Annotated in this window: 22 protein-coding genes; 16 read left to right on the top strand and 6 right to left on the bottom strand. The window is 57.2% G+C overall.

The window, feature by feature from the left end; translation table 11 throughout:
• Positions 1-16 precede the first annotated feature (16 nt).
• The 3 genes from PSV43_RS08485 to PSV43_RS08475 form a co-directional block, all read right to left on the bottom strand.
• The gene (locus tag PSV43_RS08485) at positions 17-772 is read right to left on the bottom strand and encodes a DUF2071 domain-containing protein (RefSeq protein ID WP_300195580.1); all 756 of its coding nucleotides are present in this window, start codon (positions 770-772) and stop codon (positions 17-19) included.
• A 171-nt stretch (positions 773-943) separates the two neighbouring features.
• Entirely contained in the window at positions 944-1405 is a 462-nt protein-coding gene (smpB, locus tag PSV43_RS08480; protein ID WP_300195577.1) for an SsrA-binding protein SmpB, read from the bottom strand.
• A 66-nt stretch (positions 1406-1471) separates the two neighbouring features.
• The gene (locus PSV43_RS08475; protein WP_300195575.1) at positions 1472-1684 is read right to left on the bottom strand and encodes a DNA-directed RNA polymerase subunit omega; all 213 of its coding nucleotides are present in this window, start codon (positions 1682-1684) and stop codon (positions 1472-1474) included.
• 131 nt (positions 1685-1815) lie between these two features.
• On the opposite strand from PSV43_RS08475, the gene gmd reads away from it, so the two are divergent.
• Positions 1816-2835: a GDP-mannose 4,6-dehydratase gene (gene gmd, locus PSV43_RS08470; RefSeq protein WP_300195572.1), complete on the top strand. Its 1020-nt coding sequence runs from the start codon at positions 1816-1818 to the stop codon at positions 2833-2835.
• Positions 2836-2948: 113 nt separating this feature from the next.
• Here gmd and PSV43_RS08465 read toward each other — a convergent pair whose 3' ends face one another.
• Positions 2949-3428 (bottom strand): deoxycytidylate deaminase, encoded by a 480-nt coding sequence (locus PSV43_RS08465; RefSeq protein ID WP_300195569.1) that lies wholly within the window; start codon positions 3426-3428, stop codon positions 2949-2951.
• 400 nt (positions 3429-3828) lie between these two features.
• Here PSV43_RS08465 and PSV43_RS08460 point away from each other — a divergent pair, with 400 nt between their 5' ends.
• The 3 genes from PSV43_RS08460 to PSV43_RS08450 all read left to right on the top strand — a co-directional run bounded on the left by PSV43_RS08460 (position 3829) and on the right by PSV43_RS08450 (position 8845).
• Positions 3829-5637 carry an outer membrane beta-barrel protein gene (locus PSV43_RS08460; RefSeq protein WP_300195566.1) on the top strand — a complete coding sequence of 603 codons (1809 nt, stop codon included), beginning with the start codon at positions 3829-3831 and terminating at the stop codon, positions 5635-5637.
• A gap of 94 nt (positions 5638-5731) precedes the next feature.
• Positions 5732-6451 (top strand): polysaccharide biosynthesis/export family protein, encoded by a 720-nt coding sequence (locus PSV43_RS08455; protein ID WP_300195564.1) that lies wholly within the window; start codon positions 5732-5734, stop codon positions 6449-6451.
• Between the two features lie 189 nt (positions 6452-6640).
• Entirely contained in the window at positions 6641-8845 is a 2205-nt protein-coding gene (locus tag PSV43_RS08450) for a polysaccharide biosynthesis tyrosine autokinase (RefSeq protein ID WP_300195562.1), read from the top strand.
• Positions 8846-8932: 87 nt separating this feature from the next.
• Here the strand turns inward: PSV43_RS08450 and PSV43_RS08445 are convergent, their stop codons facing one another.
• The gene (locus PSV43_RS08445; RefSeq protein ID WP_300195559.1) at positions 8933-9832 is read right to left on the bottom strand and encodes a LysR family transcriptional regulator; all 900 of its coding nucleotides are present in this window, start codon (positions 9830-9832) and stop codon (positions 8933-8935) included.
• 80 nt (positions 9833-9912) lie between these two features.
• On the opposite strand from PSV43_RS08445, the gene PSV43_RS08440 reads away from it, so the two are divergent.
• The 7 genes from PSV43_RS08440 to PSV43_RS08410 all read left to right on the top strand — a co-directional run bounded on the left by PSV43_RS08440 (position 9913) and on the right by PSV43_RS08410 (position 15437).
• Entirely contained in the window at positions 9913-10728 is an 816-nt protein-coding gene (locus PSV43_RS08440; RefSeq protein WP_300195557.1) for a sugar phosphate isomerase/epimerase family protein, read from the top strand.
• Between the two features lie 13 nt (positions 10729-10741).
• Positions 10742-11893, top strand: a complete 1152-nt coding sequence (locus tag PSV43_RS08435; RefSeq protein ID WP_300195555.1) for a Gfo/Idh/MocA family oxidoreductase — start codon at positions 10742-10744, stop codon at positions 11891-11893.
• Positions 11894-11962: 69 nt separating this feature from the next.
• Positions 11963-12754 (top strand): ABC transporter permease, encoded by a 792-nt coding sequence (locus PSV43_RS08430; RefSeq protein WP_300195552.1) that lies wholly within the window; start codon positions 11963-11965, stop codon positions 12752-12754.
• Position 12755: 1 nt separating this feature from the next.
• Positions 12756-13568: an ATP-binding cassette domain-containing protein gene (locus PSV43_RS08425; protein WP_300195550.1), complete on the top strand. Its 813-nt coding sequence runs from the start codon at positions 12756-12758 to the stop codon at positions 13566-13568.
• Positions 13565-14044, top strand: coding sequence for an outer membrane lipid asymmetry maintenance protein MlaD (gene mlaD / locus PSV43_RS08420; protein ID WP_300195547.1), 480 nt, complete (start codon positions 13565-13567; stop codon positions 14042-14044). The genes PSV43_RS08425 and mlaD overlap by 4 nt, the downstream gene beginning before the upstream one ends.
• Positions 14041-14610: an ABC transporter substrate-binding protein gene (locus PSV43_RS08415; protein WP_300195544.1), complete on the top strand. Its 570-nt coding sequence runs from the start codon at positions 14041-14043 to the stop codon at positions 14608-14610. Before mlaD ends, PSV43_RS08415 begins: the two co-directional genes overlap by 4 nt.
• Positions 14607-15437 (top strand): VacJ family lipoprotein, encoded by an 831-nt coding sequence (locus PSV43_RS08410; protein ID WP_300195542.1) that lies wholly within the window; start codon positions 14607-14609, stop codon positions 15435-15437. The genes PSV43_RS08415 and PSV43_RS08410 overlap by 4 nt, the downstream gene beginning before the upstream one ends.
• Positions 15438-15666: 229 nt before the next feature.
• Here the strand turns inward: PSV43_RS08410 and PSV43_RS08405 are convergent, their stop codons facing one another.
• Positions 15667-18000 carry a secretin N-terminal domain-containing protein gene (locus PSV43_RS08405; RefSeq protein WP_300195540.1) on the bottom strand — a complete coding sequence of 778 codons (2334 nt, stop codon included), beginning with the start codon at positions 17998-18000 and terminating at the stop codon, positions 15667-15669.
• 139 nt (positions 18001-18139) lie between these two features.
• On the opposite strand from PSV43_RS08405, the gene PSV43_RS08400 reads away from it, so the two are divergent.
• The 5 genes from PSV43_RS08400 to ligA are packed head-to-tail and all read left to right on the top strand — an operon-like array spanning position 18140 to position 23105.
• A complete protein-coding gene (locus tag PSV43_RS08400; protein WP_300195537.1) occupies positions 18140-18910 on the top strand; it encodes an ABC transporter ATP-binding protein in 771 nt (256 codons plus the stop codon).
• A complete protein-coding gene (locus tag PSV43_RS08395; protein ID WP_300195534.1) occupies positions 18907-20568 on the top strand; it encodes a hypothetical protein in 1662 nt (553 codons plus the stop codon). Before PSV43_RS08400 ends, PSV43_RS08395 begins: the two co-directional genes overlap by 4 nt.
• Before the next feature lie 41 nt (positions 20569-20609).
• Positions 20610-20837: a hypothetical protein gene (locus PSV43_RS08390; RefSeq protein ID WP_300195531.1), complete on the top strand. Its 228-nt coding sequence runs from the start codon at positions 20610-20612 to the stop codon at positions 20835-20837.
• Positions 20834-21049, top strand: coding sequence for a type II toxin-antitoxin system HicA family toxin (locus PSV43_RS08385; protein ID WP_300195529.1), 216 nt, complete (start codon positions 20834-20836; stop codon positions 21047-21049). The genes PSV43_RS08390 and PSV43_RS08385 overlap by 4 nt, the downstream gene beginning before the upstream one ends.
• A gap of 52 nt (positions 21050-21101) precedes the next feature.
• Positions 21102-23105, top strand: a complete 2004-nt coding sequence (ligA, locus tag PSV43_RS08380) for an NAD-dependent DNA ligase LigA (RefSeq protein WP_300195525.1) — start codon at positions 21102-21104, stop codon at positions 23103-23105.
• Positions 23106-23310: the final 205 nt, after the last annotated feature.

The following is a 23310-nucleotide window of genomic DNA, read 5'->3' as shown; positions in this document are numbered from 1 at the left end:
ACTGAATGACGTCCAGCTAAGCGATCGCAGAGCTTGGGGGCGTTCGTTCGGTAATCATATCGTCTTCTCCGTGCCATTGATGGGTGAGGTCGCGCATGAGGAGTGCGTGGTCAAAAGTGACACTGCCAGCGGGAAAAGCCGACTCGTCGGCGAAGAAGGAGGACTCGACTTGCTCGACGGCGAGTGGACGCACCTGCCAACAGTCAGTCTGCAGCCGAATGCCATCAAGCCGGCAGCAATCACGAGTGACGGAGTAACCCACGCTGCCACTCTCAAAGAAAGCGGACGACTCGGCCAACGTCTCAAAGCACGAAGACTCTGGAAACGAATCGCACTCATGCGCGCGAAGCTGAACCGCCATCTGCCCGTCACGAGCGCGAATCGACATGGAAATGTGGGAGTCCTCGTCAGTCACGGCGAAATCAGCCAGGTGATGCTCACCGGGGAAAATCCGTCCGCCCGCGAAATGGTTGAGCCAGGATCCAGTGTCACGGCGCGGGATGAACACACCTTCGCGCGGCTCACCGGAAGGATCGTCCCACAGGACGGCGATGCGATGGGCCGCGTTCTCGCTGGAGATGCCGCAGAAGCGAGGAAGCCATCCGGGGCGAACCTGCTCCAATCGGATCAGACAGATCCCAGCAATCGCGTAGCCACGGTGCAGCTTGGGGCGGAAAGGCGGCGGCAGAAAGCGCCCCAACACCTCCGCATCCACGCGGAAATTGACGAGCAATCTGCGACGAATTAAACCGTGGATGACAGGAAGTCGCATGGTGGATGGGTTACCCGACTCAAGCTCAGTCAACGCATCGTACAGCGCAAGAGGGACTTTAGCCCAGTACGTAACACGGACGCAGAGGTTGGCTGTGCGCTTGATGGATGGTAAGCAAATCTCTACCGAACGCCGAAGGGTGGCGTAAGCGCGCCTGCGCTGCTCTGACCTCTACCGCTTGTTCTTGTTATTAAAATTCGCCACGGTCCTCGCCGCTTCACGATTCTCCGCCTTCTCCTTCAAATCCTGCCGCTGATCCCCGTGGTTCTTCCCTTTGCCGACACCGATCTCGACCTTGATGTGGTGACCTTTCCAGTAAATGCGTAGGACTGGGAGAGCGAGACCCTTCTGCATGGTCTGGGCCAGCAGCTTCATGATCTCGTTTTTGTGCAGCAGGAGTCTGCGGCTGCGGCGCGGCTCGTGAGTGGTGTGGCTGGCCTTTTCGTAGGTCTGGATGTCACAGCCGTAGAGCCAGACCTGACCACGATCCACCCGGGCGAATGCGTCGGAAATGTTGAGTTTACCGAGGCGAATGGATTTCACCTCGGTGCCGCGGAGTTCGATGCCAGCCTCGTATTTTTCGAGGATATGGTAGTCGCGTGCGGCTTTGCGGTTCGTGGCGATCTCGGACATGGGTCGCGCGCTGAACCGCTGATAGTTGACGAAGAACTGGCGGTTCTGCCGGGAAGGGCAGCTGGCCTAGTGCTGCTGCATCTGTTCGGGGGTCGCGATAGTGATCTTGCCCTGAATGATTTCAAGGAGGGCAAGGTCGGCTTCACGGAGGCCAGGACGGCGCTCGACGAGGACGGCATGGCCTGCAACGATCTGGCGGACTCGCTTGGAGACCATGTTGATCAGGATAGGGTGGTCTTTGACGATTAGCGCGGCTTGTTCGACGAGGTCAGCTCTCATAAATTGAAATTGGGGCTGGGATTGGGGGGGCAGAGAATAAGGGGAGTCTTGTGGGGTGCAACTGTTATGTTCCTGCTTTTCCCCTTGCGAAATAGGAGCCGGTATTGTCTCATCGGCGCTCGATTTGACTCATGAAGAAAGCTCTCATTACCGGTATCACAGGACAGGACGGCTCGTATCTCACGGAATTGCTGCTCGAAAAGGGCTATGAAGTGCACGGTATTATACGCCGGGCCTCGAGCTTTAACACAGGGCGGCTTCAGCACTTGTTTGAGTCGGAGTCGCATCTCCCGTCGAAGAATTTGCACCTGCACTACGGGGATTTGATGGATTCGGTGGCGCTGGTGAAGCTGCTCTATGCGCTGAAACCGGACGAAGTTTACAATCTGGGGGCGCAGAGCCATGTGCGGGTGTCGTTTGACGTGCCCGAGAGCACCGGGGACATCGTGGGCCTGGGTACACAGCGCATTCTGGAAGCGATTCGCGAGACCGGGCTGGTCGGCAAGGTGCGCTTTTATCAGGCCTCGTCGTCGGAGATGTTTGGCAAGGTGCAGGAAGTGCCGCAGGTGGAGACAACTCCGTTCTGGCCGCGCTCTCCCTATGCCTGCGCCAAGGTCTACGGCCATTGGTTGACGGTAAACTACCGCGAGAGCTACGGCCTGCATGCCAGCAGCGGAATTCTTTTCAACCACGAATCGCCACGCCGAGGGGAGACCTTTGTGACGCGCAAGATCACCCGTGCCGCCACACGCATCAAAATGGGCCTGCAGGAAACGCTCTTCCTCGGGAACATGGATGCGAAGCGTGACTGGGGCTACGCTAAGGACTACGTCGAAATGATGTGGATGATGCTCCAGCAGGATGAGCCGGACGATTACGTGATCGCGACCAACGAGACGCACAGCGTGAAGGAATTCGTGCAGGAGACCTTCGGCGCACTGGATCTCGACTGGGAGAAGTATGTCAAATACGACGCCCGTTACGAACGTCCGGCGGAGGTCGAACTCCTCATCGGTGATCCGGCCAAGGCCCGCAAGAAGCTGGGCTGGGAGCCGAAGGTGAAGTTTAAGGAACTCGTGAAAATCATGGTCGAGGCCGATCTGCAAATGGCGAAGCATGAACTGGCGGTAAAGAACGCCACAGTTGCTTGATTCCGCGGATATCCCGTTTGTAAGAGCTATGAAAAGGTCGGCATCAGGCTCTTTGGCGATGGCCTGATGCGCCTTGAAAGGGTAAGCGCCGTGGATACTGCGTCAGCGAATCTCTAGGCGCTTTTCAACTTTTCACCCGCCATAACGATCTGCGGGTAGTCGGCAAGTTGGACCAATGGGATCCCATACCGCCCGGCAATGGCATCCGCCTCTGACTCGGGGTAATCATCGCGGAAATAGACTTCTTTCACTCCATATGCGCAGAGCATCTGCATGCAGCTGGTGCACGGCTTGGTAGTACAGGCCACCAGCCTGACGTTGCCACGGGTGAAAAGGCTGCATAGGTTCACCTCGGCGTGCAGCATGTATTTACGCCGTGCATCACGATCTGCCCAAAAATCAGCCTCAGCTTCGTAACCGGGGGCAAGACCATTGTAGGCGGTTCCGATCACCCGATTGTCAAAGTCGATTGCTACCGCCCCCACCTTCCGAAAGGGGTCCTCGGAACGCAGGCTTGCGACGTGAGCTAGCGCCATGGCGTATTCTGGGATGGTCAACCGCGTTGCAGGGGCAGGATGGACTTCAATGGACATGAACGCACATGAACTTTTAAAGCTACGACGTCAATCGAGAGCGATGGCCCATGCTATTTTCAAGAGTCTGAAAAATTCATTTGAACATGTTATAATGAACACTACATAGCGACCGGAAAGTTATATTACCTACCATTACCAAACCCCATGAATTCCTTTAATTCCAGGCGTCTTCCAATCGGAAAATTGTTCGGTAAACTGCGCAGTTTGATTGCCGTGGCCCCTCAAGCAAACACCCCCCACAGGTCGTGGGACAGGGCGTCTTCGCGAGAAATTCAGCTTGAGTTCGATTTCGAACTCAGGAGGCGCGTTCGTGAAACGAGAGGGGTGGTTTCAGTGGTTGCTTCCAAGGGTTGAAGGTAGAGCCATCGGCCATGCCCTTGCTCGTGGAGCCAGATTATTGAATATCAATGACGAGAATGTGGCGAAATCGAGAGAAATTTGGTATGGACAAAAGCGGGTAAAATTGCTTCTATCAGTGTTAATTCCCGACCCCATCATTCCCGTTATGCTGATTAACCACTCTCGACCCATCCCCATCAATGCCCTTCTGATGGTGATTACCCTCACGGCAGGCTGTCTGTTGCCGCTTAGTTCTAACGCTCAATTTGGAGTTTCACCGTCACAAACCAGCAACTTTTTCAATGACCTTCGGTCTCGTACCGGTCAGATGAAAAAGACGACGCAGTCATCGGCGCGCAGTGGAGATGTGGTGTATGACTATGAGAAGGGGGCTTACGTCAGCCAGGAAGATCAGGAGGGGTATCAAAGCCTTCAACAGTTGCTGCGTTCTGATCGTCAGATTTCGCAGCCTTCTGTGCGCAGCGGCAGTTCCGCGTTCGCCGCCCGTGCTGTGGGTGATTATACCACCTACTCAGGCCAGTATTCACAGGCATTGAGTTATTTCGCTCCCACCTACACGTCGGATCCTTTCCTCTCTGGAAAACGCAATCTGATGCTCGGCCCTGTGAACGTCGGCTTGGGTCTGTATCAAGGTTTTGAGTACAACAGCAATGTCGGTCGTACCACTGTCCCAGTGTCAGATGTGATCAGCAGCACACTTTTAAACATCAGTGCCAACTACCGGGTTTCACAGAATAATGTGTTGAGCTTCACCGGGGGCATTGGTGTGGATCATTATTTCAATCATCCAGAACTGGCGGCGTATGGTGATGGCAATTACCTGATCAACGTTTTACCGGGAACGACGCTTGCTTTTGATATCAAGGCAGGTCCGGTCAACTTCACCATTTACGACCGCATGTCCATGCGTCCCGCCTTGAATAATGCCTTCGTTGGAGCGGGCGCTAATTCGAGCTTCGGCGTGTTCCAGAATGATTTCGGTGTGGCCGCCAACTGGCAGATCAATTCGGCTTGGGCTCTTGCTGTCAATTATACCAACACAATTTCCGAAGCGCTGGGCAGCAATAACAGCCAGTTCAGCCGCAGCATGAACACGGTGCATGGCTCCCTCACATACAGCCCCACGGCAACTTGGGTTTTGGGTACTGAAGGCGGTGTCACATTCCTCAATTACGTGAATCCCACTTTGAACGACGGTCTTCTCCTCAATTGGGGCGCGTTTGTCAGCGTGCCGCTTGGGAAGTCAACCATCATCAAGCTTTCGGGCGGTTTGCAGTCATTCAACTTCGAATCACCGACGGTGTTCGCCCCGGTTGGCCCTGGAGACAGTTCAGACTTGAACAGCTATTACTACAATTTCAGCATCACAAACCAGCTCAATGCACGTTTCAGCCACACCTTGACCGTTGGACATGAGTCCTCGATCAACTTGGCCTCGAACTTCATCACTGCCGACTTCGTCAACTATGGTGTCTCGATGGTTGCTTGGAAGGGCGGTCGCTTCTCAGTTTCTGGCTACTACGAAAACGCAAAACCATCCTTAACCGACCCCCTTTTCCCCGGCTCTGGGTACAAGTTGACTCAGTTCGGTGTGGATTTCTACTACACGCACCAGCTTACATCCAAGCTTCGGGCTGGAGCCGGCTACCATTTCGGACGTGCCGACTACTACGGGGTGGCTGGACGGGATGCGGACCAGAACGGGTTCTCATTTGACCTGAATTATACCCTGACCGCCAAAGCTGGTGTTAACCTGGGCTATCGCTATTTCGTTACCGATACTAATCAGGTCAATGCTGATTCCACTCAGACTCGTCTGATTTTGGGCCTCAATTACAATTTCTAACGAATCAGAACGAAACAGGTCTATGACTTTTGACCTCAGCTGGGCCTCCATCAGTCTTGGTGTTTGAGGACGTCAAATATCATTCACTATCATCATGAAAAAGCTCTCATTGTCGTTGCTTCTGCTTGCCATTGCCATCCCAGCTTTGAAAGCGCAAGATCCTGGATTTCGGATCCCTGAGTCGTCACGCTCAACCCGACAGGCCGCAACATCCACAACCGGTTCTCCCAATGCTGGGGCGGCTGTCCTGTCCTCCATGGACGTGCTGGACAACAACCAGACCATTGCGGCGGGTGACACGATCAGTATTCGAATTCTGGAAGATCGGCGTGATGCATTGCAGCAAGTCGTGGCTGTAACTGGGGAAGTGCAGGCTCCCTACGTGGGCTTGGTTAGCGCCAGAGGTAAAACTTGTCGAGATCTGGCCTTTACGATCAAAAGAGAGCTGGAGAAAAATTTCTTTCAGAACGCCACCGTGGTGATCGCGATCGACAAGATCAATGTTGAGGACGCAATGAGAATGCGGGAGGTCGATCTCGAGTTTTACGTGATGTTTGGTATTGTTGCCAAACAGGGGAAGTACGACCTGCCAGCCAATGAAGATATTTCCATCAGTCAGGCAATCCTGCGTGCGGGTGGGTTTGCACAGTTCGCCAACAAGGAAAAGGTGAAAATCATTCGCAAGACTCCCCAGGGTAACAAAACCATCATGGTCAATGTGGACGGCATTATGCGACAGGGCGATCTCGAACGGGACGTATTCCTTCGCAAGGATGACGTCATCATCGTCGAGGAAAAGACCGTCAATTTCTAAAAATTCAGGCGTTTCCCATAGGTATTTCGAACCCATGGAAAGTGAATTCTGAGTTAAAATCGAACAAACGGGCCGCCATATAAATCCAATGGCTTAAGTTGTTTTTTTGAGTGACCTAGTCTGCCCAAAAAAACGGGTGATAGTGCTCATGGCAGCTCAATAAAATAAATTTGGATTTTTTTCGAAATCATGGAACAAAACCTCACCCTCCCAGGCCCGGCGCAGTCAAGTACGCTGAGTCGCATTCACGAGGCCTCCGCCAAGTTTCAGCGTTATAAGATCCTCCTGCGCCGTCGCTGGTGGTTCCTACTTCTGACTGCGAGCATCGGGGTTTGCGTGCAGGCCTTGCGCATCGCCGGGCGTCCTCAGGAGTTTCGTTCCTTGGCTAAACTCGTAGCCGGCGGTCAGTTGGCATTCAATGACAATGTGACGTGGCGTGAGCAGCAGGCAGACTTCTATGGCACGATTATTGAAACGATCGAGAGCGCCGAAATGAAACGACGCGCTCTGGAGCGTGTGAGAGCGCTGAACCCGGACGTGAAGGATGCAGAAGTCGAAATCCGGGTGGCGCAGACCAAGGGCTCTGCCATTTTTAACATCCTTGCGACGGGCTCAGAGCCTAAATACACGAAGATCTTTTTGGACGCTCTCTTGGACGAATTCATCGCATTCCGCCAGAGCATTCGTGAGCAGGCCCAAGGTAAAGTGCTCCAGCAATTTCTTCAGGAGGTGGTGACCAAGCAGAAACTCATGGAGGACAGCTTGGAGCGCCTCACCAAGTTTAAGGCGGCCAACAATATTCTTACGATCACTAATGGCAACAACCTTGCCGCGCAGTTTCTCGGGAACTTGGAAGCACAGCGGGAAAGTCAACGCACGACACTCGAAGATCTCCGGCTGGCTATCGCCAACGTGAATGCAGCCATGGAGACGCGTGAACGGATGCTGAGCGCAGCCGGAGCAGGTGCTACGGCTGGGGCCACCGACTCCAAAGGTGGGGAGAACATGCAGCCTACAGGTACGGTCAAGACAAGCGAAACCTCGCCTGGGCGTAATGGCATAACCATGGCTGAGCAGGATTATTTGCGTACCAAGTCGAGAATTACTGGTTTGAAAACCAAACTGGATTCTCTCCTCATTCAGTTTAAACAACAGCACCCAAACGTGCAGGATGTAACGGAGGAACTGGCAGCACAGAAAGCGCTGCTCGCGTCCTATGCTGAGCAGATCGAGCAGGAGATGCATACCCAGATGGCGGATATTCAGCGTCGCGTGCAGGTCTTGGACGCGCAGATTCTTGACAAGCAAAAGGATGCTCTCGATCTCGGCGGTAAAATTGCTGAGCATGACAAACTGGAAAAGGCTGCTGAATCGGCCAAGATGACTTATGACAAGCTGTTTGAAAAAGTAGAGGGGATCCAAAGCGTCTTTAACTCCCAGGCGGATTTTGTGGCCATTCAAGAGCGCGCCATACCAGCCTATGAAAACGTGGAGGATGCAGTTCTTCCCATCGTAATTGGTCTCGTCGCTGGCATGGGCGTTGGCATTGTGATCCTGCTGCTGTTTGATCGCTTGGATGACCGAATGAATTCCTACAGTGAGTTCCAGACCTTGTTCCCCGGAGAAGCGGTTCTGGGCCAGGTGCCCGAACAGCGAAATCGTGGTGATGTGGCCCTGCTGCGTCCGAATGATGACCGCCATCTCTATGCAGAGGCGTTTCGAAATATCCGTTCCTCCATTCTCTTCAAAAACTGGCAGGGCAAGCCGCCGAAGACGATCCTCATCACCAGCGCGGTTCCCAACGAAGGCAAGACCACCGTCACATCCAACTTGGCTGTTACCATGGCCCTGGCCGGAGCGCGCGTGCTGCTGGCGGACTGCGACTTGCGTCGTGGAGGTGTGAGCGAGTTGTTCAAGCTGCCCTCGACCCCGGGGCTGAGTGAAGCGCTGCGTGGCAAACTGCATTGGCGTGATGCCGTTCAGGAAACAAGCACCCGAAATCTGGACCTGCTGGCCCGTGGTGATGTATTCGATCAAACCTCGGAAATGCTGCTTTCCAAAACAGCCGAAGAGATGCTGCGCGAGATGAGTGAGGAATACGATTACGTCATCTTCGACAGTGCTCCTGTCCTAGTGGCGGATGACACGGCCAGCTTCGCGCCGAAACTTGACTCGGTGCTCTTCGTGGTACGCATGTCCTCGACCATGGCCCGCCTTTCCGGCAAGGCGTTGGATCTGCTCTACGAGCGTCAGGTGAACATCGGTGGTGTCATTCTCAATCGCTCCAGCTCAAACCTGAAAGAGTACACCTACTACAACTACGCCAGCTACTACTACGCGCCTGCCAAGTCCAATCCACAGCAGGATGCTGAACCTGCGGCAGCGAAATCCTGATTTGAATTCCCCTCTTCCCCCTCTCCCGGGCTGCTGTGGCGGGAGCTTGATCAAAAGCTCCTGATTGGCTTATGTCGCCAAGCAAGACTAAAATGCGTCAGGTGCAGTGTTTTCCTGTGAAAGCAGCTCGGTTGCCAGTTGTAGAAGCGTGGCTGCCGCATGAGAAAGAACGCTGCCTTTCTGCCAGACGGCGGCGATCTGGCGCTGCATTTTCGGTTCGCGAATAGCCACGGTGAGGATGCTCGCGGGCAGATTCCCAGCTGCAAGCCGGGGTACAATGGCCAGACCGAGACCTGCAGCGACGAGAGCGCGCACGGTTCCCAACTCGCCGCTCTCGCAGACGATATGAGGTTCAAACCCTGCTTTGCGGCATGCTTCCAAAGCGGTGTCGCGGGCGCGGCCTTTGTAGAAGATGAAGGATTCGCCGGACAACTGCTGCAACTGCACGGTTTTCTGTCTGGCAAGCCCATGCGTTTTAGCAACGAGGAGAACGAAAGGCTCGGTAATGAGGGGCTGTGCCTTGAAGGCTGACTTGCTGGCGGGGAGCTGGAGAAAGCCGATGTCGGCCAGGCCGGACTCCACGCAGTCGGCCACACGCTCAGAGCTCTCCTCGATCAACTGCAATGCCACTTGGGAATGCTGCTTGCTGAAACGCTGAATCACCTGCGGCAGCAGGCAGGCGCTCACACTTGGAATGGCGGCGATGCTCAGCTTGCCGCCCCGCAGTTGTGCCACATCGGAGACGATAGCCTTAGCTGCTTCCGCCTGAATTAGGAGTCCTTCGGCACGCGGCAGGAAGGCTTTCCCTGCGGCGGTGAGTTGCATTTCTTTGCGACCACGATTGAACAGGGGCGTGCCCAGCTCAGCTTCGAGGTTTTTCATCTGCTGGCTCAGCGCTGGCTGTGCCATGTTCAACCGCCCGGCCGCTCGCGTGAAACTGCGTTGGCGGGCGATCTCGATGAAGTAGCCGAGTTGGTAGAGTTCCATGACCTGTCATTGATATTTCCGATCTAGGTTATCGTAAAATCATCTTTTTCTTATGAGCAGGTACTGCCATGATCTTTCTTATGCGCCGACTTTGTGTCCATACCATCACCACCAAACCGTTGAGCCTGGAAGACTGCCTCGTGCAGTTTCCACAGCGGGGAGTTAGTGGAATCACGATCTGGCGCCAGGCGTTGGAGGGGCGGAATCTGGGGACCGTGGCGCGGCAGGTGCGGGACGCGGGTCTGGAGGTGGTGAGCCTGTGCCGTGGTGGTTTTTTTCCGGCGACGACACCGGCAGGGAGGCAGACGGCCATAGATGACAATTTGAAGGCCATCGAGCAGGCGCACGCCATTGGCGCTCCGCTCATCGTTTTGGTCTGCGGCGCCGTCCCCGGGCAGTCGTTGGTCGAGTCACGCAAGCAGATCGCCGAGGGCATCGCTGCGGTGCTGCCTGCGGCGGAACAGGCGGGCGTGAAACTGGCCATCGAGCCATTGCATCCGATGTATGCGGACGATCGCAGCGCAGTGAACACGATGCGGCAGGCACATGAGATTTGCGATGCGCTGGGCTCGCCAATAGCGGTCGGCATCGCGGTGGATGTCTACCATGTGTGGTGGGACCCAGAGCTGAAGGCGCAGATTGATCTCGCCGGTCAGACCGGACGCCTGCATGCTTTCCACATCTGTGACTGGAAAACGCCCACCACCGACTTCCTCAACGACCGTGGTCTCATGGGCGAAGGCTGCATCAACATCAAGCAAATCAGCGATTGGGTCGATGCCACCGGCTTCACCGGACATCGCGAGGTGGAAATCTTTTCAAACAAGTGGTGGAGCGTGGACCAGAACGAGTTCCTTGATCAAATCGCCTCCACTTACGCGCGGCTTTACTCTTAACCAACCAACCTGCATGGAAACCAAGCGAATCGGCATCATCATGAACGGCGTCACGGGACGCATGGGTACGAACCAGCACCTGATCCGCTCGATCAAGGCCATCCGCGATCAAGGCGGAATCAAAGTGAGCGATAATCTCACGCTGATGCCAGACCCCATTCTCACGGGACGCAATCATGACAAACTGAAGGCGCTGGCGGAACGCACGGGAATCACGCGCTACACCACAGACATCGATGCGGCGCTGGCGAACAAGGAGGACGAGATCTTCTTTGATGCGTCGGGCACCTTGCAGCGTGCGGGTTTTGTGGAAAAGGCCGTTCAGGCAGGGAAGGCGATCTACTGCGAAAAGCCGACGGCCGTTGAGACGAGTGAGGCTTTACGTTTGGCCAGGCTCTGTGAAGACGCCGGCGTGAAAAACGGTGTGGTGCAGGACAAGCTCTGGCTCAGCGGCATTCGCAAGTTCCGCACCTTACGGGATCAGGGTTACTTTGGTCGCATTCTCAGCGTGCGCGGCGAGTTTGGCTACTGGGTCTTCACCGGAGAGGAAGGGGACCAGCCTGCGCAGCGACCGTCCTGGAACTACCGCAAGGAAGATGGCGGCGGCATCATTGTCGATATGTTGTGCCACTGGCGTTATGTGGTGGACAATCTGTTCGGCAAGATCAAGGCCGTGAGCTGCATCGGTGCCACGCACCTGCCGAAGCGCCTCGACGAACGTGGCAAGGCGTATGCCTGCACCAGCGATGACGCATGCTATGCCACCTTTGAGTGCGAGGACGGCGTCATCTGCCAGTTCAATAGTTCCTGGACGGTGCGCGTGCGGCGCGATGACCTGCTGACCATGCAGGTGGATGGCACGCAAGGCAGCGCCGTCGTGGGCCTGCGCAAGTGCTGGGTGCAGAGCATCGGCACCACGCCACGGCCTACGTGGAATCCGGACATTGACCAGCCGATTGATTTCTTCGGCGGCTGGCAGGAAGTGCCGGACACGACGACCTACGACAACGCATTCAAGATCCAGTGGGAGGAGTTCCTCAAACACGTCGCGCTGGATACGCCATTTCCCTGGACCCTGCGTGAAGGTGCCAAGGGCGTGCAACTGGCCGAGCTGGGCCTGCAAAGCTGGGAGCAGCGCAAGTGGCTGCCGGTTGGCGAGCTGTGAGTCTGGGCCACCAAGAATAATTGGGGGGAGCGCGCGCTGTGGCGTTGCGCTTCTCTGCTGCGTGGGTGAATGTCCGGACACCGCATGCTGCGCACCGTAGGACGTTACTCACTTTCCATCGTTCATGAACTGGGCGATTTCGCTCTTTTTACGGGCCAGTCTTTCCGTTCTGCGCTGGGCGCGCGACGGCTGGGCAGGCGTGTGGTGCGTGCTGGGTTTGAGCAAGGCGTGCGCTGCCTGCCTGTGATCTTGATTGTAGGTATGTTCACCGGGCTGGTGCTCGGCCTGCAGGGCTACTATGTATTGAACCGCTTTGGCTCGGAGGGCCTGCTCGGCACATTGGTTTCACTCAGCCTGATCCGTGAACTGGGGCCGGTTCTGGCAGCACTGATGTTGGTAGGGCAGGCGGGTTCCGCCCTTGCCGCCGAGCTGGGCATTCAGCGCAACACCGAGCAAATCGCCGCTCTCGAGACCATGGGCGTGAGCACTCATGCCTATCTGGTCACACCGCGACTGCTTGCAGCGTTGGTGGTGTATCCAATACAGACGGCCCTCTTTGTCACAGTGGGGTTGTGGGGCGGCAGCTTGTCGGGCTCGCTGCTGCTCGGACTCGAACCGGGAGTTTACTGGTCCTCCGTGGAGCGCGCGATTTCAGCGCCGGATGTGCGGGAGTGTTTTATCAAGGCGGCCACTTTTGGCCTGCTGACGATCTCACTATGTGCCTATCATGGATTTAACGCGCATCGTTGCAGTTCAGCCACCGGCGCGCGCGCGGTCAGTGCCTCGACCACGCGTGCAGTGGTGCAGTCGAGCATCATCGTGCTGGCGGCCGATTACATCATCACCTCCTTCCTCGTCTGACATGGGTGCTGAGATCAATCAACCACTGCTGCTGCGCATCGAAGGCTTGTTCAAGCGCTTCGACGAAAACGTCGTGTTGGATGGGGCCAGCCTCAGTGTTCCACGCGGCAGTCTGGTGAGCGTACTAGGTCGCAGCGGTGCTGGTAAGTCCGTGCTGCTGAAATGTATGGCGGCTGTCGTTCAGCCGGATGCCGGTAGCATCTACTTTGATGGCAAGCCCCTGACTGTGGGCGATGCCTCCGCGCGGGCCGATTTCCGCCGACGCTGCAGTTTCCTGTTTCAAAGCAATGCACTGTTTGATTCGCTAACCGCCCTGGAAAACGTGGCGCTGCCACTGGAGCAGACGACGGATCTGCCCGACAAGGAGATCCGCGGGCGCAGCCTGGAGGCGCTGCGGCAGCTCGAACTGGATGCCCATCAAGACCGCTATCCCAGCCAGCTTTCCGGAGGAATGCAAAAGCGCCTCGCGCTGGCACGCGCCATCGTCACGCGGCCGGAGCTGGTGCTGTTTGATGAGCCCACCGCCGGTCTGGATCCGCTGCGCCGCAATGCCGTTTTTGCCATGATCGCGAAATATCAGCGGCAGTTCGGCTTCACCGCCCTCGTCGTGACGCATGACCTCACCGAGGCGCTGATCGCAAGCGATCGCGTGGCCTTGCTTGACAAAGGGCGCATGTGCTTTGAAGGCACGCCTGCTGAATTTTCCGCCTCCACTGCCACCGTGGTGGGTGACTTCCGTGACAGCGCGGACGCTCTTGGCCGCACACTTGCTGCGATGAGACGTGGTGAAGCCCTGCAATCTAAAGACTCATGAAACAATCCAAGCTCGAACTTTACGTGGGACTCTTCGTCCTCTTGGGGATCGCAGCCGTCGTATATTTGACGGTGAAACTCGGCGCGGGCTCAATGGTCGGTGGCGACACCTATTTGATGGAGGCTCGCTTTACCAATGCCGGCGGTCTCAATGCCGGCAGCAGCGTGTTGGTGGCAGGCGTACCGGTCGGACGGGTGGAAGGCATCCATGTGGATGGCAGCGACTACAGCGCGATGGTAACGCTGCGCGTGCAGGCAGGTCTCAAACTGCCAACCGATACGATGGCCTCGATCAAAACCACCGGACTCATCGGAGATAAATACGTGGCGCTTGCGCCTGGAGCGGATGATACCTACCTTTCCGCTGGTTCCCGAATCACAATGACTGAGTCTTCGGTCGATCTTGAGTCGTTAATTGGCAAGATGGCTTTTGGCAGTGTTGAAAAAGGTAAAGACGCCCCTCCCCCCGCCCCATGACCCTACGTTTTTTGCTCCCTCTTCTCCTGGCCGCTGCACCGCTGGCCGCATCTGCCCAGCTTGCTGAGGCTCAGACCCGTCTGAAATCCGCAGTGACGGAAGTGCTGACCGTGGCAGATCGTGCCGGAAGCCGCAGCTCGTTGCCGGAGAAATTGCGCCCGGTACTGAATAAGTACGTGAGTTTTGAAACGATGACCAAGCGCGCCGTGGGGCCCGGCTGGCGGCAGTTCACTCCAGCTCAGCAGCAGCAGGCCACACAGCTTTTTTCCACCCTGATCATCCGCAGCTACAGCGGTAAATTCACACCCGGAGAACATCCGGCCATCACCTATCAAACAGCGGTGTCTCCAGCGGCTGGTCGCGTTGATGTGCCGACCAGCATGGTTTACCTAGGCAGCCAGTACAGTGTGACTTACCGCATGGAGCAGATGCGCATCACCGATGTGGTGATCGAGGGCGTCAGCCTGATTGCCAACTATCGCAGTCAATTAGATGCCCAGTTTAAAAAAGGTGGCGCAAATGGTGTCATCAGCTCTCTTACGCAATCCGTCTCCCGTGCCCAATGAAATACCGTGCATTCACACTTCGCCTGTTGTTGCTGGCTGCCACGTCGCTGCTGACCGATTGCAGCACCCAGGCCGCCAAGACCGCAGTAAAACCCACTGCAAAGGCCAAGTCCATGGCTGCAAGCAGCAAGGGCAAAGCCACAGACAAAATGCTGGCGGTCAAGGATGACGAACTGGATGAGTATGCCACGGCGCCGGATATTTCCGACCCGCTTGAGAAACTCAATCGCGGCACCTTTTGGGTGAATGACCAGTTGTACACCTTCATCTTCCGCCCGATCTCGAAGGGCTATCAACTGATCCTGCCACGGCCCGTGCGCAAGGGAATCGACAATGCGTTTGAAAACGTGAAGTACCCGGTGCGTGTCGTGAACTGCACCCTTCAGGGTAAGTTCAAGCGTGCGGGTCAGGAGACAGGCAAGTTCGTCGTCAACACCGTGGGTGGCGTCGGTGGCATCTTCCGGCCTGCTCAGCGAATTCCGGCGCTGGCGAATCTGCCTGAAGAAGACACAGCGCAGACCTTTGGGAAGTGGGGCATTCCGAACGGCCCGTATCTGGTACTGCCGTTTCTGGGACCCAGCAGCGTGCGCGATGGAGTGGGCCTGGTCGGGGACTATGTGCTCAATCCTGTGAACTGGCCGTACTTTAGATGGCATGGCAGTCGAACAAATCATGACTGGGTCATCGTGCCTCCTTTAGCCAACACGCTGCGTTCGACGCCCGCCCAGATGGAACTGTATGACACGATCACGAAGGATGCAGTGGATACTTATCTCTCCGCACGCAGTGCCTACAGCCAGAATCGCGCTGAAGCCATCAAGAAGTAAGCGGGCGTTGGTTTGAGAGAGCGGTGAAGGGGAGGGATCATCTTGATCCCTTCTGGATCTTGAAATGACGGAGTAATCCCAATGCCGAAGCGGCTCTAGCATCGGTCGCAGTACCTCGTTGGGTACGCAGAGGGCAGACCCCAGTCCAGTTGACACGCTGACTCCTGCGCATGGGGTGAGCGGACCGCTTTAAATGCCAGCGCGTCTTTAGCGCATTCGCCAGCTTCACCTACCGCGCAGGCAGCGCACGGGGAATATTTTCGAGTCCGGGAGAGCCAAACTGCATGGCCTCATCATAGACTTTGCTTCGACCGCTTTCGATGTTGTTAGGCGTGTCGAGCGGGTCATCAGAGCGCACAATGCGCGGCTGGATGAAGATGAGCAGTTCCTCTCGGGTTGTTTCATCCTGAGTGGTGCCAAAGAGATTTCCCAGAATGGGAATGCGGCGGAGACCGATGACACCGTTTTTACCTTTGGTGATTCTTTCCGTGATCAGTCCACCGAGTACGACCGTGGCACCGTTTTTCACCGCCACTTCCGTGAGGAGCTTCTGTGTGCCGATGGTGGGCACGGTGTTGCCGCCGATTTGCTGTGAACCGACGATGTTGTCATTGATCTGGGCGATTTTAAGGGTGACTTCATCGTCAGAGTTGATGAGGGGGATGACCTCCAGCTTGAGGACGACATCCCGATAGGTCACGCTTACGCTGTTGCTCGCAACACCGCCGCTGAAGGCGCCGTTGGTCAGAATGTTGGCAGGCACTGCGATGCTCTGACCGGAGGAGATGACGGACTTGGCAGCGTTCTTGGCGTAGATGCTTGGCGTGGCCAGAACCTTGAAGTTGTTGTTGCTGTCGATGACCTTGATGTAGTTGCTCAGCGAGCCGATCTGGCCGTATAAATTGAGCTGCCCAAATTTAGCCGGGAACTGGATGATATTGGACGCTGTCGCGGCGGTGCCGCCCGTCGCGGTGGCTGTGTTCTGGGCACCGTTGCGGTTGACGCTGAAATCGTTCAGTAGCTGGAGGAAATCGACCCCGTAGTTGAAATTCTTGCCCAGACTCAACTGGCCGATGATCGCAGAAATATAAATCTGCTGGGGGCGGATATCCATCTCCTCCAGCAGCTGGTCAATGCGCGCAATGTGCTCGGGTGAACCCGAAACGATGAGGCTGTTGGACTGCGGATCGCCGATGAGCAGCGTCTTGCCGACGACCATGGATTCTGGAGCTCCCACGTCTTCCGGATTGTCGAGCAGACTGCGGTTCGCGTTGGAACTACCTTGGGAGCCGGAGGAATTGCCGAAGCTGCCTCCCTGGCTTGTGTTTGAGCCATAGGCGGAGCTGTTGTTGCCGCCGAAGTCGTTGGAATTGTTACTGTTGCTGTCGTCTGAGGAGGATCTTGAGGCGGCACCGGAGTTGCGGCGTGTACCACCACCGCCGCTGGGAGAACCTGCGATGGCACCGTCGTTGTTGCCTTGAATGTCGGTGTCTTTAGCCAGCGCATTGTAGGCCACGGACAGGAAATCAATCACGTCGAGATACTTCAGACGGCGTTTGAGAAAATTGGAGCCATCGCCCTGCTTGTCGAGTTTCTCGACCAGTCCCCTAATGTAGGTGATGTCCACCGGACGGCCGATGACAAGCAGCTCATTCGTGCGGCGGTAGGGAAAGACTTTGACGCGTGCGGCGGCGGGATTGGTTGCGGTAGTGCTGCCTGCCGGACTGACCGGCACGGCAGGAACTCCAGGACGGCCTGCTGCATTGGGCACGGCGGCCGGAGGCGCGGTCGTGGAGCTTTTCGCCTTTTCCTCCTGTTCGAAGATCTCGTTCACGATTTCGGCCACCAGCTCCACATCGGAGCGCTCCAGCTTGATCATTTCATTCGCAGTTTCCGTCGGCGGGACATCGATGATTTGGGCGATCTCGCAGATGCTCCGGATGGTGGTGCTGTTTTCCGTGATGATGAGGGCTGTGTCGTTGGAGATGCCGGTCATGGCACCGTAGCCGTGCAGTTTGATAACCTGCTGGAATGCCTTGGAGGCTTCGTCCGCCGAGACAAACTGCAGGGGCAGCACGTAGTGGCAGATCTCCTCATTCTGCGGCAGGTCGCGCAGGGAATTGTACACTTTCAAGCCGTCGGCGGTGGGGCTTTTGCCACCGGACTGGTTGATCAGTTTCGCGGTTGTGGCATCGACATTGATGATGGCGTAGTTGTTGAGCAGCAGGGTGGCTTCGATGAAGGCGATGGCGTCTTTCTTCGTGAGCAGCTGTGGGGAGTAGATGTGCAGCATCTCCCCCTGAAGCGCGGAGTCGAGGATGAGTTTTTTCCCCGTGAGCTGGGTGTAAAAGGGGATGATAGCCTGAATGGGTGCGCTCGGAAAATTGACCTTGATGCTGGCTCCCTCTCCCACCGGGACGTAGGTTCCCGCGTTCGACTGCGCCGCAGGCAGCGGCACGGCAGGGGCCTGAGCCATTGTGACTTGGCGCATGCCGAGAATCAAAAGCACCAACAACACGGCGAAGCGCAGACGTGTGGGCAGGTGAGCAGGGAATGGTGACATATTATTAAAATTAGACTCAGTATAATTAATTTAGCCCTAGCGGCAAGGGTTTTAGTTAATATCTATTAAAATTCATGCTTCCAGCGCAGCCCTGACTGCCGCCTTGCAAGAACCCGCAGGCCATGGATGATCGGGGTCCATGATCTCCATTCAGGGCCTGACCAAGCGCTTCGGTGCACAAACCGCCGTCGATCATCTGACCTGGGAGGTGCCGCCGGGCAAGATCGTGGGACTGTTAGGGCCGAATGGGGCAGGGAAGACCACCACACTGAAAATGGTCACCGGCATGCTGCAACCCGACGAAGGCTCGGCGCTGATCTGCGGGGTGAACGTCTCCACACACCCTATGGAGGCCAAGCGCCTGCTCGGCTTTGTGCCGGACTCCGGCGCGGTGTACGAATCTCTCACTGGCCTCGAATTCCTCCTCATGATCGGCGCGTTGTATGGCATCCATGAGGACGAGGCACGGCCACGCATCCGCCAGTTTCTCGACTTCTTTGAACTGGATGAGCAAACCCTCACGACCAAGCTCCTCGGCGCGTACTCCAAGGGCATGAGGCGCAAGGTCGTCATCACCGCTGCGCTGCTGCACAATCCGAAAGTGGTGCTGTTGGATGAACCGCTGGACGGCCTGGATGCAAATGCCGCCGTCGGTTTCAAGGCGCTGCTGGAAACCTTGGCGCGTGAAGGCAAGACGATCGTGTACAGCTCGCATGTGCTGGATGTGGTCGAGCGAGTGTGCAATCGCGTGGCCATCATGGCGCAGGGCCGGCTGCTGGTGGAAGGCTCGCCGCAGGATCTGCAGCACCAGCATGGGGCGGATACTCTGGAGCAGCTCTTCACCCAGCTCACCGGCCTCGGTGGTCTGGAGGCACGCGCTCAGTCCTTTGCCAAAAACATGCTCGCATGAGCTCCGCTGCCGAAAGCCTGACACGTACGCCTGCGCGCCGGGCCCCCTCGCCCGCGAAGGTGCTGCGCAGTCTGTTTTGGAAGCTGCTGTTTCGTGGTCGTGCGGCGCAGCAGGCCGGCGCGCAAAAAGCGCGGCGGAAACTGGGACTCAGCATGACCATGGTGATGTATGCGCTGGTCGGGCTCGTGCCCGCGTTGTTCGCGCGGAACGTGGACCTCTTTGTTTTTGCCTGCACGCTGCACGGTTTCACTTTCATGTTTGCTTCGCTCACGCTGGCCTCCAGCGCGGGCACCATGCTCTTCATGAAAGAGGAGGCGGAGATCCTGCTGCACCGTCCCGTCACACCGCAGCAGATGCTGCGTGCGAAGTGCGCCGTGCTCGCCGGTTTTGCCCTCATGCTCGCTCTGGCGCTGAATCTGGCTGGATTCGTCACCGGTCTCGGGTGCAAAGGCGCGACGTGGCGCTTCATTCCCGCGCATCTGTTTTCCACCGCGCTGCTCATGCTCTTTTCCGCCTCCAGCATCGTGCTGGTGTACAATGCCTGCCTCAAATGGTTTGGCCGCGAGCGTCTGGACAATTTGCTCGCCACCGTGCAGTCACTCCTCACCGTGGTGATGATCATGGGCGGGCAGATCATGCCGCGTGTCATGCAACTGGATGTCTTCAAGCACTTCGACCACATCACCGGCTGGATGCTTGCGCTGCCGCCGCTGTGGTTTGGCGCGCTGGATGCGTTGCTCAGCGGCACGACGCTCAACACCGCCACACTGTGGCTGCCGGCGGGCCTCGCGGTGGTCGTGACTGCCCTGACGAGCTGGCTTGCCTTGGAAAAACTGGGCAACGCCTACGGGCAGGGCCTGATGAATTTGAACGAGTCATCCGGCACCTCCAAAGAACGCACCAAGCCGCGCGGCGTGTGGCTCGCGGCCATCGTCAAACTGCCCCCGCTTCGCTGGTGGCTGTGTGATCCGGTGGAGCGCGAGTCCTTCAAGCTCACCACCGCCTACCTCTTTCGTGATCGCGAGATCAAGCTGCGGCTCTATCCTGGCATCGCCCCCATGCTCATCATGCCGCTGGTCATGCTCTTCTCCGGCGGGCGCGGCGGCGGCGGCGAGCAGGGCACGATGATGATGCAGGGCTTTGCCACCTGCTTTCTCGGAATGGTCTCCTTGCAGGCGCTGATGTTTCTCGGCTGCTCCGAGCACTGGCGTGCCGCCGCCTTCTTCCATGTCGCGCCCCTGCGGCACTGGACGCCGCTCTTCCATGGCTCGCGCAAGGCGGTGCTCTTCTGGCTGAGCTTCCCGGTGCTGATCCTCCAAACCACCCTCATCTGCGCCCTGCAGCATTCATGGGCACCGCTCGCGCTGAGTTTGCCCGCCGTCATGTTTCTGCCCACCTTTTCCCTCGTGACCGGTCTCATCGGCCAATGGCTTCCTCTTTCCAAACCGCCTGAGGATGTCAAAAATACCACCGCTGGGTGCCTCATGATGGGCGGCTCCATGACCGCCGCAGGCATCATCGGCGGTCTCTCCAGCTATATGTGGCACATTGGCCATTTCGGCCTCTTTCTCGCGGTCGAAGCAGCGCTGATGCTCGGTGCCACCATCCTCATGAAATACCTCATGCGTGATACCCCCTGGGTGCCGCAGCCGGAATGAAGAAGGATTGTCAGCAGCACTCGAATGAGTTAATGATTCATATGAACGCAGAAATCACCTTCACTGTGGAGCCCTGCCCCGAAACCGGCGGCTATGTGGCCCGTTGGGATGATCCACTCGGACGTGGGGGCATCACCACGCAGGGTGATTCGCTCAACGAACTCCAGGAGATGGTCGCAGATGCTGTTCAAGGCTTTTTTGAGCCAGACGAAAAACCGCATCAAGTGCGCCTGCACTTCATCAAGGACCCTGTGCTGCAGCTGGCATGAGAACGCCCCGTGATGTTTACGGAGCGGAGGCGGTCCGGGCTTTGCGACGGCTGGGTTTTGAGAGTGTTCGCCAGACGGGATCGCATCACATCATGAAACGTGACGCTAAGACAGTCGTCGTGCCGCAGCACAAGCCTATCAAGCCTGGCACTCTGCGTGGCATGCTGGATCAAGCGGGCGTCTCGCTCGACGAATTCACAGCAGCTCTCTGACAGATTTTTCCCGTTTCCTTGCGTCGCTTTGCAGGTATGCAAAGCCCCCACCATGACCCACGCCGAAGCCGCCAGCCGCGCCGCCTTTCTCAGCGCCGAACTTCACCGCCACAATCGCCTCTACTACGTCGAGGCACGTTCCGACATCAGCGATCAGCAGTTCGATGCCCTCCTGCGCGAATTACAGGAGATCGAGGCGCAGTTTCCGGATCTGCTTACGTCCGATTCCCCCACGCAGCGCGTCGGCGGCGCGCCGCTCGAAGGCTTCACGCAGATAAAGCACACCGTGCGCATGATGAGCCTGGACAACACCTACTCGGAAGAAGAACTCACCGCGTTCTTTGCCCGCCTGCAGAAGGGCCTGGGTCGTGAGAAGATCGACTGCGTCATCGAGCCAAAGGTGGATGGCGTCGCCATCACCATCCGCTACGAAAACGGCATGCTGAAGCACGGCGCGACGCGTGGAGATGGACAGACCGGCGACGATGTGACCAATAACCTCAAAACCATCCATCGCCTGCCTCTGCGTCTGCCCAAAGACGTACCGCAGAACTTTGAAGTGCGTGGCGAGGTGTTCATGCCGAAGGCGGGCTTTGCCAAACTCAATCAGGAGCGTGATGAAGCCGGGGAGGCCATGTTTGCCAACCCCCGCAACTCCACTGCCGGCACCTTGAAGCTGCTCGATCCAAAGATCGTCGCCCAACGTCCCCTCGACATCGTCTGCTATGGCCTCGTCGAAGCCAGCGATGTGCAATCCCAGACCGATGTTTACGCCCTCCTCGACGCCGCCGGACTGCACAAAGCCGATCTCACTTGGCATGCAGACAGCGCGGAAGGTTTGCTTCACGCGATCCGTGAGCTCGATGAAAGACGCAAGTCACTCCCTTATGAAACCGACGGCGCAGTGATCAAGGTGAACAGCTTCGCCGATCAACGTGAACTCGGGGCCACCAGCAAGGCCCCGCGCTGGGCCATCGCCTACAAATACCAGCCGGAACAGGCCGAAACCAAAATCACCGCCATCGACATCCAAGTGGGCCGCACCGGCGCTCTCACCCCCGTGGCACGCCTGGAGCCGGTGCTGGTGAGCGGCAGCACCGTCAGCAATGCAACCCTGCACAATTACGAAGAGATCGAGCGCAAAGACATCCGTGTCGGAGACACCGTCATCATTGAAAAAGCCGGCGAGATTATTCCTGCCGTCGTGTCCGTAAAAAAGGAACTTCGCAACGGCACTGAAACGGCAGTGACTGCGCCCACACACTGCCCCATCTGCGGCACCTCTGTGCATCGCGATGAAGAGATGGTCGTCATCCGCTGTCCGAATCCGCACTGCCCTGAAGTGGTGAAGCGCCGCATCGAGCACTTCGTCAGCCGTGGGGCGATGGACATCAGCGGCCTGGGTGAAGCCGTCATTGCGCAGTTGGTGGATTTCAAAAAAGTGGATGGTTCAAGGCTGGTGGCAGATGTCGCTGATCTCTACGACCTCAATGAGCTGTCGCTGGCGCGGCTTGATCGCGTGGGCACCAAGAGCATCGACAACTACCTCAAAGCCATCGTCACCAGCAAGCAGCAGGACCCTTGGCGTTTGGTCTTCGGTCTCGGCATCTTGCACGTAGGTGCCGGCGGTGCACGCAAGCTCATCGAGCACTTCAGCAGCATCGACGCCGTCGCGAATGCGAGCGTCGAAGATCTTACCCAATGCCCCGATATCGGAGCCATCGTGGCCCCAAGCATCTACGCCTGGTTTCATGACGAACTGAATATCGCCCTGCTCAACCGCCTGCGCACCGCCGGTCTCAACTTCACGCAAAAGACCGTCACCGCCGCCTCCGAAAAACTCAACGGCACCACCTGGGTCATCACCGGCACGTTGACGGAGGACCGCGAAACCATCGCCGACACCATCCGCGCGAATGGCGGCAAAGTGAGTGGCAGTGTCAGCGGAAAGACGACCTATCTCCTCGCAGGGGAAGACGCGGGCAGCAAACTCGACAAGGCCACAAAACTCGGCGTTAAGATCGTCACTGAACCAGAGTTCCGCACTATGCTCTGAACAGGAAGTGATCATCTTGATCCCTCCAATGGAGGTCGCCATGCAGAATGCAGCCGTGGGTCGCATGTGCCTGCGTAGTCTTGCTTCATGAAGTGCCATGGATGGGCGCGGGATCCCGTTCTCTCACTCCATCATCGGTTGCAAAATAGATGACGGGCTGCGGTTGCCTTCGCCTGCCGCAAATCACCGTTTGGCACTCGATCAC

This window comes from Prosthecobacter sp. (assembly GCF_029946185.1).
Taxonomy (GTDB): Bacteria; Verrucomicrobiota; Verrucomicrobiia; order Verrucomicrobiales; family Verrucomicrobiaceae; genus Prosthecobacter.
This window is presented reverse-complemented; position numbering and strand designations above follow the sequence as displayed.